General features: G+C 65.2%; 13 protein-coding genes. 7 read left to right on the top strand and 6 right to left on the bottom strand.

Going from position 1 to position 14,624, the window contains the following annotated elements; translation table 11 throughout:
• Nucleotides 1-26 precede the first annotated feature (26 nt).
• Together ACY34H_RS13165 and ACY34H_RS13160 are read right to left on the bottom strand one after the other, a co-directional pair.
• The gene (locus ACY34H_RS13165) at nt 27-1,466 is read right to left on the bottom strand and encodes a DEAD/DEAH box helicase (RefSeq protein ID WP_464977947.1); all 1,440 of its coding nucleotides are present in this window, start codon (nt 1,464-1,466) and stop codon (nt 27-29) included.
• Between the two features lie 183 nt (nt 1,467-1,649).
• A complete protein-coding gene (locus ACY34H_RS13160) occupies nt 1,650-2,432 on the bottom strand; it encodes an inositol monophosphatase family protein (RefSeq protein ID WP_464978095.1) in 783 nt (260 codons plus the stop codon).
• 224 nt (nt 2,433-2,656) lie between these two features.
• Between ACY34H_RS13160 and ACY34H_RS13155 the strand changes: the two genes are divergently transcribed.
• From ACY34H_RS13155 to ACY34H_RS13130, 6 genes are all read left to right on the top strand, one after another.
• A complete protein-coding gene (locus ACY34H_RS13155) occupies nt 2,657-3,436 on the top strand; it encodes an RNA methyltransferase (protein WP_464977946.1) in 780 nt (259 codons plus the stop codon).
• Nucleotides 3,437-3,504: 68 nt separating this feature from the next.
• Complete coding sequence (locus ACY34H_RS13150) at nt 3,505-4,437, top strand: esterase/lipase family protein (RefSeq protein ID WP_464977945.1); 933 nt, start codon at nt 3,505-3,507, stop codon at nt 4,435-4,437.
• Between the two features lie 154 nt (nt 4,438-4,591).
• The gene (locus ACY34H_RS13145) at nt 4,592-8,221 is read left to right on the top strand and encodes an EAL domain-containing protein (protein WP_464977944.1); all 3,630 of its coding nucleotides are present in this window, start codon (nt 4,592-4,594) and stop codon (nt 8,219-8,221) included.
• Between the two features lie 12 nt (nt 8,222-8,233).
• Nucleotides 8,234-8,500: a hypothetical protein gene (locus ACY34H_RS13140; protein ID WP_464977943.1), complete on the top strand. Its 267-nt coding sequence runs from the start codon at nt 8,234-8,236 to the stop codon at nt 8,498-8,500.
• 85 nt (nt 8,501-8,585) lie between these two features.
• Nucleotides 8,586-9,254 (top strand): TetR/AcrR family transcriptional regulator, encoded by a 669-nt coding sequence (locus ACY34H_RS13135; RefSeq protein WP_464977942.1) that lies wholly within the window; start codon nt 8,586-8,588, stop codon nt 9,252-9,254.
• Complete coding sequence (locus ACY34H_RS13130; protein ID WP_464977941.1) at nt 9,251-9,799, top strand: LOG family protein; 549 nt, start codon at nt 9,251-9,253, stop codon at nt 9,797-9,799. The genes ACY34H_RS13135 and ACY34H_RS13130 overlap by 4 nt, the downstream gene beginning before the upstream one ends.
• A 166-nt stretch (nt 9,800-9,965) precedes the next feature.
• On the opposite strand, the gene phaP is transcribed toward ACY34H_RS13130, so the two are convergent.
• Nucleotides 9,966-10,532 (bottom strand): TIGR01841 family phasin, encoded by a 567-nt coding sequence (phaP, locus tag ACY34H_RS13125; RefSeq protein WP_464977940.1) that lies wholly within the window; start codon nt 10,530-10,532, stop codon nt 9,966-9,968.
• Nucleotides 10,533-10,701: 169 nt separating this feature from the next.
• On the bottom strand, nt 10,702-11,859 hold the full coding sequence (locus ACY34H_RS13120; protein ID WP_464977939.1) for a hypothetical protein: 1,158 nt from the start codon (nt 11,857-11,859) through the stop codon (nt 10,702-10,704).
• A gap of 239 nt (nt 11,860-12,098) precedes the next feature.
• Here ACY34H_RS13120 and ACY34H_RS13115 point away from each other — a divergent pair, with 239 nt between their 5' ends.
• On the top strand, nt 12,099-12,497 hold the full coding sequence (locus ACY34H_RS13115; protein WP_464977938.1) for a VOC family protein: 399 nt from the start codon (nt 12,099-12,101) through the stop codon (nt 12,495-12,497).
• A 64-nt stretch (nt 12,498-12,561) separates the two neighbouring features.
• On the opposite strand, the gene ACY34H_RS13110 is transcribed toward ACY34H_RS13115, so the two are convergent.
• Nucleotides 12,562-13,929, bottom strand: a complete 1,368-nt coding sequence (locus tag ACY34H_RS13110) for a chloride channel protein (RefSeq protein ID WP_464977937.1) — start codon at nt 13,927-13,929, stop codon at nt 12,562-12,564.
• 99 nt (nt 13,930-14,028) lie between these two features.
• Nucleotides 14,029-14,358 (bottom strand): four-helix bundle copper-binding protein, encoded by a 330-nt coding sequence (locus ACY34H_RS13105; RefSeq protein ID WP_464977936.1) that lies wholly within the window; start codon nt 14,356-14,358, stop codon nt 14,029-14,031.
• Nucleotides 14,359-14,624 lie beyond the last annotated feature (266 nt).

Here is a 14,624-nt window from a genome sequence, read left to right as displayed (position 1 = left end):
GCGAATAAATGCCGGGTGTTGCGGAATTAGCGACCGCGGCCGCCACCGCCGCCGGTGCGGGACGGTGCATTGCCGGCCGGACGCTGGCCACTGCGCGGGGCAGCGGAGCGTGCGCCTGGCGCCGCCGCGGAGCGATTGCCGCCGCCGTTGCCGCTACCACCGCCGCCACCGCCGCCGCCGCCGTTGTTCGCACGCGACACGCCAGGCTTGCCGCGGCCACCGCCGCCACCGCCGCCATTGTTGCCGCCGCCGCGGGGATTGCGGTGCGGGCCGTTGCCGCTGCGCAGCTGGATAGGTTGCGGGCGGGCGCTCGGGTCCGGTTCGAAGCCGGCGATGACTTCACGCGGCAGCGTCTGCTTGATCAGCTTCTCGATGTCTTTCAGCATCTCATGCTCGTCCACGCAGACCAGCGACACGGCCTCGCCCTTGGCGCCGGCGCGGCCGGTGCGGCCGATCCGGTGCACGTAGTCTTCCGGCACGTTCGGCAGGTCGTAGTTGACCACGTGCGGCAACTGGTCGATGTCGATGCCGCGCGCGGCGATGTCGGTGGCCACCAGCACCTGCAGGGTGTTGTCCTTGAACTCGGCGAGCGCACGGGTGCGTGCCGACTGGCTCTTGTTGCCGTGGATCGCCATCGCCTTGATGCCGTCCGCGCCCAGTTGTTCGACGAGCTTGTTGGCGCCGTGCTTGGTGCGGGTAAACACCAGTACCTGCGTCCACTTGTGCGTGCGGATCAGGTGCGACAGCATCGGGTGCTTCTTGTCGCGGTCGACCGGGTGGATCTTCTGCGCGATGATTTCCACCGTCGAATTGCGGCGCGCCACTTCGATCGTGGCCGGCTTGTCCAGCAGGCCGTCGGCCAGCGCCTTGATCTCGTCGGAGAAGGTGGCCGAGAACAGCAGGTTCTGGCGCTTCGGCGGCAAGGCGGCCAGCACCTTGCGGATGTCGCGGATGAAGCCCATGTCCAGCATCCGGTCCGCTTCGTCCAGTACCAGGATCTCGATCCTGTCCAGGCTGACGGTGCCTTGCTGCATGTGGTCGAGCAGGCGGCCCGGCGTGGCAACCAGGATGTCGACACCGTGCTTGAGCTGCTTGATCTGCGGATTGATCGACACGCCGCCGAAGATCACGGTCGAGTTCAGCTTTGTATACTTGCCGTACACGCGTACGCTTTCCTCGACCTGGGCGGCCAGTTCGCGCGTCGGCGTCAGGATCAGCGCGCGGATCGGGCGCGTCGAGGTGTTGTTCGCCAGCTTGCTGCCCGCCGCGTCGGTGGACAGGCGGTGCAGCAGCGGCAGCGTGAAGCCGGCCGTCTTGCCGGTACCGGTCTGGGCGCCGGCGAGCAGGTCGCCGCCGTTCAGGACTGCGGGAATGGCTTGGGTCTGGATGGGCGTCGGTGCGGTATAGCCGGCTTCGGTCACGGCACGGACGATCGCATCGGACAAGCCGAGTTGTTGGAAGGACATAGTTGCTCTGGATGAATGCAGCCCCATGCCAGTCACAGGCAGGGTAGGTGTTTAGCAAGGCCGGACTGGTCGGCAATTTCTTCCAGGAAGTATATCAGTATCCATGGTAACTAAATTTCGCGGAAGCAAATAAAAAGGCCCCGAAGGGCCTTTTTTGTATCAAAGCTACACTGATTGTTGATTTTAGGCAAATTCAGCCAGCAAACCGACCATCTGGCCGAACACGCGCGGGCTGCCGGCAATGACGTGGCCGGTCCGCATGTAGTTCGATTCGCCATTGAATTCGCCGGCGATGCCGCCCGCTTCCGTCACCAGCAGCGTGCCGGCGGCGATGTCCCATGGCTGCAGGCTTTTCTCGTAATAGCCGTCCAGGCGGCCGCTGGCCACGTAGGCCAGGTCCAGCGCTGCCGAACCGGCGCGGCGCACGCCGTGGCAGCGTTCGGCCATGATGCCGTACATCTTCAGGTATTCGTCGAGCGCCTTCGGGCTGCCGTTCTTGTAGCCGGTGCCCAGCAGCGCGCCGGCGATGCGGTCCAGCTTGCGCACGCGGATGCGCTTGTCGTTCAGGAACGCGCCGGCGCCTTTTTCGGCGGTAAACAGTTCATTGCGTACCGGGTCGTACACGACGCCCAGCGTGATGACGCCGCGCTGCTGCAGCGCGATCGATACCGCGTACTGGGGGAAGCCGTGGATGAAGTTGGTGGTGCCGTCCAGCGGATCGATGATCCACACGAATTCGCTCTCGTCGTTCACATTGCCGGTGGTGCCCGATTCCTCGCCGAGGAAGGCGTGGGTGGGGTAGGCCTTCTGCAGTACTTCGATGACGGCCTCTTCGGCGGCCCGGTCCACGTCGGTGACGAAATCGTTGGGATTCTTTTCAGCGAAGCTGACCCGGTCGAGGTCGAACGAAGCGCGGTTGATGACGGCGGCGGCGCGGCGCGCGGCCTTCACGGCCGTGTTGAGCATTGGATGCATGGCGATTCCGTAGAAAAATGGACAGGCCGCCCGGGCAGTCGGAGACCGGCCGCGGCGGTGGCTGTGTGAACAGGAGCGAATTAAAAGAGCGGCGCAAAACAAAGCAGAGGCGGAACAGAACCGGAGCAAATGCCCGGACAGACACTGACCGGACGCAAGGCGTTGTAAAATCTGCCGTTTCGCGAAAACCGCTATTCTAAATGATGCCGCAGGAAATGACACCCAGCACAACGCCTCTTTTCCAGCGCCTGCCGCTTTTCCCGTTGCGCATCGTGCTGGTGGAAACCAGCCGGCCCGGCAACATCGGCTCCGTCGCCCGGGCCATGAAGACGATGGGATTTTCCGAGCTGGTGCTCGTCAATCCCCGCATCGAGGGCGCCCTGCAGCACGAGGAAGCGGTGGCCTTTGCCAGCGGCGCGCAGGATGTGCTGGCCAATGCGCGCATCGTCGCCACGATGGCCGAGGCGCTGGAAGGCATCAACCACGCCGCCGCCGTGTCGGCCCGGCTGCGCGAATTTTCGCCGCCCGTGCACACGCCGCGCGAAGTGGCGCAGCACGTCGCCGCGTCCGCCGACCTGAGGCCGGCACTCATTTTCGGCAACGAGCGCTTCGGCCTGCCGAACGAGATCGTCGAGCGCTGCAACGTGCTGGTCAACATTCCCGCCAATCCCGATTACTCGTCGCTCAACCTGGCGCAGGCTGCGCAGGTGCTGCTGTACGAATGCCGCATGGCGGCCCTGGGCGACGCGGCGCCGGCTGCCTCGCCGGTCGGCTTCCACGGCGATGCGGCCAGCCAGGCGCAGGTCGAAGGCATGTATGCGCACCTCGAGGAGGCGCTGGTGGCGATCGGCTTCCTCGACGCGGACAATCCCCGCAAGCTGATGCCGCGCCTGAAGCGGCTGTTCGCCCGCACCGGCCTGGAGACGGAAGAGGTCAACATCCTGCGCGGCATCGCCCGGCAGATGATGGCGCGCGAGCGCAAGCGCGACCAGTGAACCTGGCGGGGCTGCGGCGCAGGCCGCGGATCGCTTAAACTGCGTCTTTCCACCAAGGGGAACAAGACATGGTCGTGCGCATCCTGCTGGCAATCATGGCGGTACAGATCGCGGCGGCGCTGGCGATCTGGCATGCCGCCGCCCGGTATGTGCCGCTCGACCTGGCTTTGCTGCTGGCGCTGCTGGCGGTGATCGTGGTGCGCGGCGCCATCAGCGCCAACAATTTCCGGATGGCGCGCAAGCTGTCCAGCGAGGTGCCGGCCGAGCACCGGCTCGGCCTGGCAGCCCGGCTGTGCCTGTTCTGCGGCGAATTCCGCGCCTCGATGGTGACATCGTCCTGGACCATGCTGCGCCACAAGCCCGCTCCCTTCTTTGCCTGCGAGGCGCGCACGCTGCCCGTGCTGCTGGTGCACGGCTACGGCTGCAACGGCGGCTTCTGGGCGGCCTTGCGCGCGCGGCTGCGGTGCGAACGCATCAGCCACGATACCGTCGACCTGGAACCCGTCACCGCGCCGCTGGACGATTATGTCGAACACGTCGAACGCGCCGTGCAGCGGCTGCTGGCGGCTACCGGCGCGCCGCGCGTGGTGATCGTCGGCCACAGCATGGGCGGGCTGGTGGCGCGGGCCTGGCTGCGGCGCCACGGCGCGGCGCACGTGGCGCGCATCGTCACCGTCGGCACGCCGCACCACGGTACCGGCCTGGCGGCGCTGGGCATCGGCGCCAATGCGCGGCAGATGCGCCGGGACGCCGAATGGCTCGCGCAACTGGCGCAGGACGACACGGCGCACCGCGCGCTGGTCACGTCGATCTGGTCGTGGCACGACAATATCGTGGCGCCGCAGACATCCTGCCGCCTGCCAGGCGCGAACAACATTGCCTTTTCCGGCATCGGCCACGTGGCGCTGGGCAGCGATCCGCGCGTGCTGTGTCGCATTCTCGATGAAATCCTCACGGCCGGTCCTTTGACGCGGCAACAGTCCCCGGCTACAATCTGTTGACGTACGGCAATACCTGCTTACACCGGATCAATAACCGGCGAGGTGGGACGGGCACGCCTTCCGTGCTTCGCTTCCGTACGGAATAAGGGATACTGACAGGACGGGGAGGGCTGTTGCCCGGCAACGACAATCTATAACAAGAGGGAGGGACAACGTGTCAGCACGCATCCTCATCATCGAAGACAATCCCACCAACATGGAGCTGATGGTGTACCTGCTGCGCGCCTTCGGCTACACCCCGCTCACCGCGAGCGACGGCGAAGAGGGCGTGGCCGCCGCGCGGCGCGAACAGCCGGACCTGATCATCTGCGACGTGCACCTGCCGAAGCTCGACGGCTATGGCGTCGTCACCACGCTGAAGGCCGATCCGGCCACGCAGCGCATCCCGGCGCTGGCGGTGACCGCGCTGGCCATGGTGGGCGACCGCGAGCGGCTGCTGGCGGCGGGATTCGACGGCTATATCGGCAAGCCGATCGAGCCGGACAGCTTCGTCACGCAGCTCGAGTCTTTTTTGCCAGGGGAGATGTCGCCCCGTAAAACAGACGACATCGCAACGATCCTGATCGTCGACGATCATGTGCTGAACCGGCAATTCCTGATGACCCTGCTGGGCTTTTCCGGCCACCGGCTGATGGAGGCGGCCAGCGGCATCGAAGCGCTCAAGTTGATCGAGCGCGACCGGCCCGACCTGATCATCTCGGACATCCTGATGCCGAACATGGATGGCTACGAATTCGTGGCCCGCGTGCGCGAGAATCCGCAGACGGCCGCCGTACCGATCATTTTCTATACCGCCACCTACCGCGAGCGCGAGGCGGTCGCCGTGGCGCAGTCGTGCGGCGTGCGCTGGGTGCTGCCGAAGCCCTCGGACCCGGAAGTGATCATGGCCACCGTGCAGGAAGCGCTGGGCGTGCCCGCCGGGCCCGCCGGCGTGCCGGATTACGCCGCCGGCCTGGTCGATGCGCCAGGGGCCGACAGCAAGCTGGACGGCATCGGCCACAAGATGGCCGAGTACCTCGACGAAGTGGAATCCTCCACCCAGGTGATTTCCGAACTGGCCCACCATGAAACGCCGGACGGCGAAACCGAGCGGCTGCGCTCGATGACGCAGCGGCTGTCGACCAGCCTGTCCAGCCTGCAGGCGGTGAGCCTGCGGCTGACGGCGCTGATCGAGCTGGGCATCGACCTGTCCGCCGAACGCGAGCCGCAGGCGCTGGTGGACATCGGCTGCAAGGTCGCGCAGAACATCTGCGTGGCGAAGTACGCCTGCATCGGCGTGCTCGCCGAGCATGGCGGCGCACTGGACTGGTTCAGCCAGTGCGGCACCGCCGAGGGCGTGCGGGTACTGTGCAGCACGCCCGACGCCGGCATCCTGAAACGCATCCTCGACGAACGCCAGGCGGTGCGGGAACACCCGCTGCCGGGCGACCCGGCGCACCTGGGCTTGCCGCGTGAACACCCCGCCGTGCATTCCTTTCTCGGCGTGCCGATCGCCTCGGGCACGCGCGTGCATGGCTGGCTGTACCTGGCGGACAAGCTGGGCGACGAGGGCTTTTCCGAGGTCGACGAACGGATCGCCGTCACCGTCGCCGCGCAGATCGCCGTATCCTATGAAAACCTGCAGCTGTACGAGGAAGTGCGCCGCAACCACGCGCAGCTGCAGCAGGACATGGCTGCGCGCAACCGGCTCACCGAAGACCTGCGCCGCTTCCGCCTGGCCATGGATGCGACCGCCGACGCGATCTTCCTCGTCGACCGCGCCAACACCTGCTTCGTCGACGTCAACGTGACCGCGTGCCGCATGCTCGGCTTCGAGCGCGAGGATTTCCTGCTGGTGGGCCAGCGCGAGCGGGGCAGCGCGCCGATGCAGCTGGTGGACCTGTACGACAAGCTGCTGGCCGGCGACCAGGGCGGCGCCATGGCCGAACTGATGCTGCACCGGCGCGACGGCTCGCTGATGTCGGTCGAGGTGCAGCGCCGCACGCTGCGCTCCGGCCAGAACTGGATTCTCGTTGCCGTGGCGCGCGATATCACGGAACGCAAGGAAGCCGAACGCCGCCTGCTCAAGCTGGCCCACTTCGACACGCTGACGAACCTGCCCAACCGCAGCCAGCTGTATGAATCGCTGACCCATTCGCTGAAGCAGGCCGCCGAGCACCGCTGGGCGCTGGCCGTGCTGTTCCTCGACATGGACCGCTTCAAGAACATCAACGACACGCTCGGCCACACGATCGGCGACGAACTGCTCAAGCAGTTCTCCAGCCGCCTGGTCGATTGCCTGCGCGTGCGCGACACCATCGGCCGCTTCGGCGGCGACGAGTTCGCGGCGATCCTGATGCTGCCGGAAGGCGCCCAGGGCGCGCTGCCGGTGGTCGACAAGATCCGCGAAGCGATGCGCCAGCCCTTCGACCTGCAGGGGCATGAAGTCACCGTCACGGCATCGATCGGCATTTCGGTCTACCCGGACGACGGGCAGGACGCCGATACGCTGATCAAGTACGCCGATACGGCCATGTACCGCGCCAAGGAAGCGGGCCGCGACGCCTTCCGCTTCTTCACGGCCGAGATGAACGCCCAGTCGCTGGCACGGCTGGACATGGAAAACGCGCTGCGGCGCGCCATCGACAACGGCGAATTCGTGCTGTACTTCCAGCCCAAGATCGACATCGGCACCGGCCGCATCAGCGGCGCCGAGGCGCTGATCCGCTGGAACCGCCCCGGCCACGGCATGGTGTCGCCGGCGCTGTTCATTCCCCTGCTGGAAGAAACCGGCCTGATCGTTCGGGTCGGCGCCTGGGTCATCCGCGAGGCGTGCCGCCAGATCGCGTACTGGATCAAGACCGGCGCCGGCGCCGTGCAGATTTCCGTGAACGTGTCGGGCATCCAGTTCTTCGTCGGCGGGCTGGAAGAGGAGGTGCTGGGCGCGCTGCGCGAGCACGACATCCCGCCCGAGCTGCTGGAACTGGAGCTGACGGAAAGCTCGCTGATGAGCAATGCCGAGGAAACCATCACGATGCTGCAGAACCTGAAGGAACTGGGCATCAAGATCTCGATCGACGACTTCGGCACCGGCTATTCGTCGCTGGCCTACCTGAAGCGCTTCCCGATCGACAAGCTGAAGATCGACATTGCCTTCGTGCGCGAGGTGACGTCGAACCCGGACGATGCGGCGATCGTCCTGGCGATCATCAACATGGCGCACAGCATGAAGCTGAAGGTCATTGCCGAAGGGGTCGAGAAGGATGCCCAGCTGGCGTACCTGCGGCGGCACGACTGCGATGAAATGCAGGGCTATTATTTTTCGCGGCCGGTGCCGGCGGACGACTTCGAGCAGATGCTGCGCGAGAAGCGCTACCTGGCCGCGCCGGCGGACGAAGCGCGCGACGACGGCAAGCCGACGCTGCTGATCGTCGACGACGATGCGTTCATGCTCGACGTGCTGTCGGACTTCCTGGCGCAGGACGGCTACCGGATCCTCACGGCGCAAACGGCGCTGGAAGGCTTCGACATCCTGGCACGCCACAACGTGCAAGTGATCCTGTGCGACCAGTGCATGCCGTCGATGAGCGGCACGGAGTTCATGGAGCGGGTCAAGAACCTGGCGCCGGAGACATTCCGCATCATGCTGTCGGCCTACGCGGACCTGACGCCGATCATGGCCGCGATCAACCAGGGTGCGATCGACCGCTTCTACACGAAACCGTGGAAGGGGGCGGTATTGCGCGAAAACATCCGCGAGGGCTTCCGGCTGTACTCCCAGGCACGGCGGGCCCAGGCGGCATAGGAGAGCGTCATCATGGTCAAGAAACGCATCCAGGCGATCTGGCAGGCAGGGATCGAGGACTTCGCGGCGCGCCGCGAGCGCGCCGAGGCATTGCGCGCCGCCGTGCGGCATGAATCGGCCGCTTCGCCGAAGCGGCAGTTGCGCGACCGGGCGATGGAGGAGCAGGTGCAGCGTGCCGTGATCGCCGCCACCGCCCCGCTGCGGCAGGAAGTGGAGTCGCTGAAGCAGGAAGTGGATGGCCTGCGGGCACAGGTGGGCAAGCTGAAAAAGGGCAGGTAGACCAGGCAGGCGCTACGCAGGTGCAATTCCGCACGGCCGTGCCATCGGTGTTATGCTTGCGTCCAGAACAACAGTACCTCCGCCCATGTTACAAAAAGCTCCCAGACGAACGCGCGAACGCATCCAGGAATTGTCGCTGCGCCTGTTCAATGAATTCGGCGAACCGAACATCACCACCACGGTGATCGCCGAAGAGCTGAGCATTTCTCCGGGCAACCTGTACTACCACTTCCGCAACAAGGACGACATCGTCAACTCGATCTTCGTCGAGTTCGAGCAGGAGATCGAGCGCATCCTGCATGTGCCGGCCGGCCGCCGTTCCAACATCGAGGATGTGTGGCAGTACCTGCACCTGATGTTCGAGCTGATCTGGCGTTACCGCTTCTTCTACCGCGACCTGAACGACCTGCTGTCGCGCAACCGCAAGCTGGAACTGCACTTCAAGCAGATCCTGGCGCACAAGATCAAGGTGGCCCGGCAGCTGTGCGAGGACTTGCGCAGCGAAGGTTCGCTGGAAGCGAACGACCTGAAGATCGACGCGATGGCCACCAACATGGTGGTGGTGGCCACGTACTGGCTGTCCTACGAATACGTGCGCAACCCGCGCAAGTACACCGAGCAGCAGTCGATGGCCGACGCGCTGGCGCGCGGCTGCTACCAGGTGCTGATCCAGGTCGAACCCTACCTGCGCGGCGAAACGCTGGCGCGCTTCCAGAAACTGTCCGACGACTACCTGAAGAAACTGAACAAGTGAAATCCGTTTGTGTTTACTGTGGCGCCAATGCCGGCGCCAGCCCGCTGTATGCGGAACGCGCGCGCGCCCTGGCGGCCGCGCTGGTCGATGCCAACCTGGCGCTCGTGTACGGCGGCGGCAACGTGGGCCTGATGGGCGTGATCGCCGACGAGGTGCTGCGCCTGGGCGGCGAGGCAACCGGCGTGATTCCCACTGCGCTGGTCGAGCGCGAAGTGGGCCACATGGGCCTGACGCGGCAATTCATCGTCAAGGACATGCACGAGCGCAAGGCGATGATGGCCCAGCTGTCCGATGGCTTCATCGCCATGCCTGGCGGCCTGGGCACGCTGGAAGAACTGTTCGAGATGCTGACCTGGTCGCAGCTGGGCATTCATGACAAGCCGATCGCGCTGTACAACGTGGATGGCTTCTATGACCGGCTGATCGATTTCGTCGCCCACGCGCGCGAGGAAGGCTTCATCCATCCGCGCAATGCGGAGCGCATGCTGGTCGAGGTGGAGCCGGCGGCGCTGGTGGCCTTGCTGAAGGGGCAGCGCGGCGGGTAATGCGGCGGGTAATTCGGCGGGTGCCGCAGGTAATGCGGCAGATGGTGCAGATGAGGCAGGTGGTGCAGATGAGGCAGGTGGTGCAGGTGGTGCAGGTGGTGCAGGTGGTGCGGCTGACCGGTGCCGCAGCCGTCATCGTGGCCAGGGCACCGGCGCCGCATGCCGCTTACTTGGCGGTGGCAGCCGCCGGGGCGTTCTTGACGGCCGCGTTGAACTGGCTGACCGCGGCGTTCACGTTGGCTTCGATCGTGTCCGATGCCTGTTTTGCCGTACGGGTGAACTGCGCGTAGCCGGCATCGGCGCTGCCCAGTGCGGATTTGAACAGCGCGATGGCGTTTTCGCTGCCGGCCGGCGCATGCTTGCTGGCCTCGTTCACCAGCGAGAGCACCTTGCCGTTGGTTTCCGACATCTGTGCCTTGGCAGCCTTCGAGAATTCGGCGGCGGTGTCGGCGGCGATCGACGACAGCTGGCGTCCGTAGGCAACGGCTTTTTCAGCCGCCGGCTGTGCCTGGGCGGCGCTCAGCGAGAAGAATTCCTGCGGATTGGTGGCCGACAGCAGCTGTTTGGCGGCGACGGACGAGCCTTCCAGCGATGCCTTGGCGGTGGCCAGGTTCAGGGCGATCAGCTTTTCAACGCCTTCGAATGCCTTGCTGGTCAGGGCTGTGAAGCTGGTGAACTGGGCGTCGAGATTGGCTTTGGCCGCGGTGGAAAATTGCTCGGGAATCGTAGACATATGTTTCTCCATTCTAATAATATTGATGAGAGGGGCGGCTGCGACTCCGAAAATTTATTGTGCAGCGCAACATAAGCTAGTCTACAGAGATGCCTGTCAATGTCAAGCGGGGTTTTGTGCGGCGCACAATCGGCTTGTCTCAGGCATTGCCGGTGCGCTGCCCGTCTCCCTAGCGCGACGGGACGTTCCGCAGGATCGGCCGCAGCGTCTTGGTTTCCATGTCCGACGCCTCGCCGATCGCCGACAGGCTGCCTCCCGGCGTCAGGATATTGCCGAGCAAGATCGTCTCGCTGCCGGCCGTGGCGGCAATGGTGTCGCGGAACATGATGGACACGACGAAGACATTGCCGCGTGACCGTTCGGTGAACCGGGCCGGGAATTTCTGCTCGAAGCGGGGCGCCATGAACATGTTGAATGCCGCGAACTGCATGTCGATCGACGTGGTGAGCTGCTCGAAGCCGATGTTGTAGAACTTGTTGTTATTGAACGGGTCCGTCTGGCCCTTGCCCCTGATCGATGCCAGCCCGACCTCGCCCGTGATGCGGCCGCCGGTGATCGTGTTTTCGTTGACCCATCCTTCCTTGCCATTTTCCACGCCCGGCGTGTCGCTGACCTTGCCGGTCGTGAGCAGGATGCCCACGCGGTTCTGGTGCAGCGTGTCGAACGTCACGCGGTTGTACTGGCTGCCGTACCACTTGCCGTTCGACTGCCTGCCCGAGCCGGTCAGGCGGATGCCATTGGCAAAGCCGGATACCCGGTAGACCTGGATATTCGATTCCGTCGCATCCTCCAGCGTGAGGCCGGCATGGGCATAGTTCCGGTATACCGGCTTGGCCGCCCACGGTTTGCCTTCGATGACATTGAGCTCCAGCTTGTGGGTGCCGCGCACGGTCAGGCCGTCCGAATTCGGGAAGGACAGCGTGCCGAGCGATTTGATCGACAGCCGCTTCTTGAAGGGAAGCACGACAGGCTGCGCGAACTTGTAGACGCCGTTGGGAATGACGATCTCGGCGCCCGTGGGCGCAAAATCGAGCACGGCATCGAGCGCCTTCGAATTGTCGGCCGCATGCGTGTCCATCCACCAGCCGGCATTGATCGGTCCATCGATATGCCGGATATAGGTGCGGTTGTTGGACGTCCTGACGATGCGTACATTGTCGGCCTTCGCGGTGGAATCCGGCGTATAGATGAACAGGCCTTCTTTCCCGGGCGTGGTGATGAAAATGGAATTCTGCTCTGTCGACAATTGCGAAACGGCTGCGATATCGGAGAGTGCCTGCGCGCCAGCAATGGTGGTGATCAGCCAACCGCCGATTGCGATTGCCATTTTTGCTACAGTCATCAATAACTCCTGGCTTGCTATGAAAGAGTGCGCAATCTAGCACGAAGGGCAAGGTTTCCGGCAGTTGCTGCAACATGGTTACAAATGCCGGGCGAACCCGGGGCCTGGCCCGCGGCCTGCGGCGCTGCGAATCCTGGACGCGGCGTGTCGATTTCCGGCGGTCCCGAACGTCGTCACATTGCAGTAATCCCCGCTGTCCAACCGCAGTCACCAATGGGAGCATCATGAACAAGCAGATCATCTTCAACCTGGCCGTCCGGGATCTCGACAAATCCCGGGCCTTCTTCGCTGCGCTCGGCTTCACGTTCAACCCGCGCTTTTCCAGCGACAGCGCGGCGTTCATGAATATCGTGGACGGCAGCATCCATGCGATGCTGATGACGCAAGCGTTCTTCAAGTCCCTGATCGACAAGCCGCTCGCCGATGCCGGCACTGCGAACGAAGTCATCATCTGCCTGAGCTGCGAAAGCCGCGAAGAAGTGGACAGCCTGATCGCCAGGGCCGTTGCCGCAGGCGGCCGCATCCCCCATCCGCCCGAAGACCACGGCTTCATGTACGACCAGGGATTCGAGGATATCGACGGCCATTTGTGGAACCTGGTCTGGACGGCGCCCGAGGCCTGAGCGCCGTCATTCGCACCGCCGGCGCAATTCCTGCGCAATGCCGGCGGCGTGGCCCGGGCATGCCTCACGCCGGTCCAGGGGCGCTTTGTCCGTCCGGCCGTGCACCAGGTTGTGCGCGTGGCGGCAACTGGATCGTGGCCAGGGCAGAGTACAGGGGCGGCGTGAGCACGCGCGACACGGTACTGGCGACCACGGCGCAAGCCATCAGGCTCAGCACCATGCCGTGGCCGTCGACCATTTCCATCACGATGATGAACGCCGTCAGCGGGGCCTGGGTTGCCGCGGCGAGAAAGCCGACCATGCCCAGCGCAATCAGGGCGGCGCCCTGGGTATACCCGGTCAGCAGTGCGATATCGTGGCCGAGCGCCGCGCCGATCGACAGGGACGGTGCGAAAATCCCCGCCGGCACGCCCGACCACGCGGTGAGCCAGGTGGCCACGAATTTCAGGAAAGCGAATCCGCCGGGCACCGCGGGGCTGTTCTCGAGCAGGCTGCGGGTCGCTTCGTTGCCGCTGCCGTAGGTTGCCCCGGCGCTCACGGCACCGATGATCGCCACAGCCAGGCCGCAGCCGGCGGCAAAGCGTACCGGGTATCGGGCCCGCCAGCGGGTCGGCAGGTCGGCCGACTTGCCGCGCAGGCAGGTCAGCAGCAGGCGTGCAAACAGCCCGCCCGCGGCACCGGTCACCAGCGTTACCAGCAGGCCCGGCCACAGCAGGAACAGCCCGATCGGGCCCGGATGGATCACGCCGAAATGCGTGCCGTTGCCATGGATCGATACGGCGATCAGGCCGGCCAGCACGATGCCGGCCACGATCAGGCCGCTGTTGCGCTGTTCCGGCGTGCGCGACAGTTCCTCGATGGCGAACATGACACCGGCCAGCGGCGTATTGAACGCCGCCGCAATGCCGGCCGCGCCGCCGGCCACCAGCAGGGAATGCGCGCTGACACCGCTGCGCCGCGGCAGCCAGCGCCGTGCCGCCAGCATCACGCCGGCGGCGATCTGCACCGACGGGCCTTCCCGTCCCAGCGAAAGCCCGCCGAGCAGCCCGGCCGAGGTCAGGCCGATCTTCGCCATGCTCAGCCGGAGCGACACCAGGCGCGGCCGGCGCCCGCCCGACAGCGCGGGATCGAGTGCCGCGATCACCTGTGGAATGCCCGAGCCTGCGGCGCCCGGCGCAAAACGCCGCGTCGCCCAGACGATGGCGGCACACACCAGCGGCGTCCAGAGCAGGGGCAGCCACCAGGCGCCCTCCGCCATGCCCAGGAAGAGCCCGAGCCCGGCCTCCGCCAGCCAGCTGAACGCCACCACGACCAGGCCGGCGATCGCGGCGGCGCTGACCACGACGGCCCGGGTAATCCAGGTGTCCGTTGTTGCAAATTCTCGCTGGAAGGCGGACCGGACGTCGTGGGGCTGGGTGTCGTGGGGAGACATGGAAGGGCAGGCGCGGCAAAGACGCCATTATAAAGACATATTCGCGCAAATGTATTTTGCGGCGCTGTCTTCGTCGACCTCGCTGCCGCGCCCGGTTGCTCAGGCAGCCATCTTTGCGCACGCGTCGGCGCACTCCCGGCAGGCCTGCGCGCATTGCTGGCAGTGATCCATCTGGTGCTGGCCGCATTCGGCGGCGCAGGCGCGGCAGACCGTTTCGCAAACACGGCACAGCGCCGCGGCATGGTCGCTGCCGCGTGCCATCAGTGCCGCCGCCGTGCGGCAGACCTGCGCGCAGTCCATGTCCAGCGCGATGCAGCGCGCCATGGCCTTCACATCCTCTTCCCGCAGGCAGGACGCGGCGCAATTGTCGCAAGCCTGGGCGCAGCGGTTGCAGGCGTCGATGCAGTCCTGGAAAGTCGACTGATCCATGATCCCTCCTTGAACGATTGAGACTGGAAAAGTAGCATCGGCAGCGGCGCGCGGGCGCACGGCATGTGATGCCGGTTTCGGTATCGAAGCGGCTTTTTTCTTGATCGCAGAAGCGGTGATCACCGCCTGATTGCCGAGTTATCATCGTGCTCGCTCAACCCGGGAGGAGATCGCCGGCCGCGCCGGCACTGGGTTGGACGACATAAAAAGCGGAACCTGCCGCCAGGTGAACCACGCGCGGCGGTCCATCCGATCATTCGATTCCA

The organism is Pseudoduganella sp. jia 9, assembly GCF_055502615.1.
Note: the sequence above shows the minus strand (reverse complement) of the source record. Positions and strands in the feature narration are given on the sequence as shown.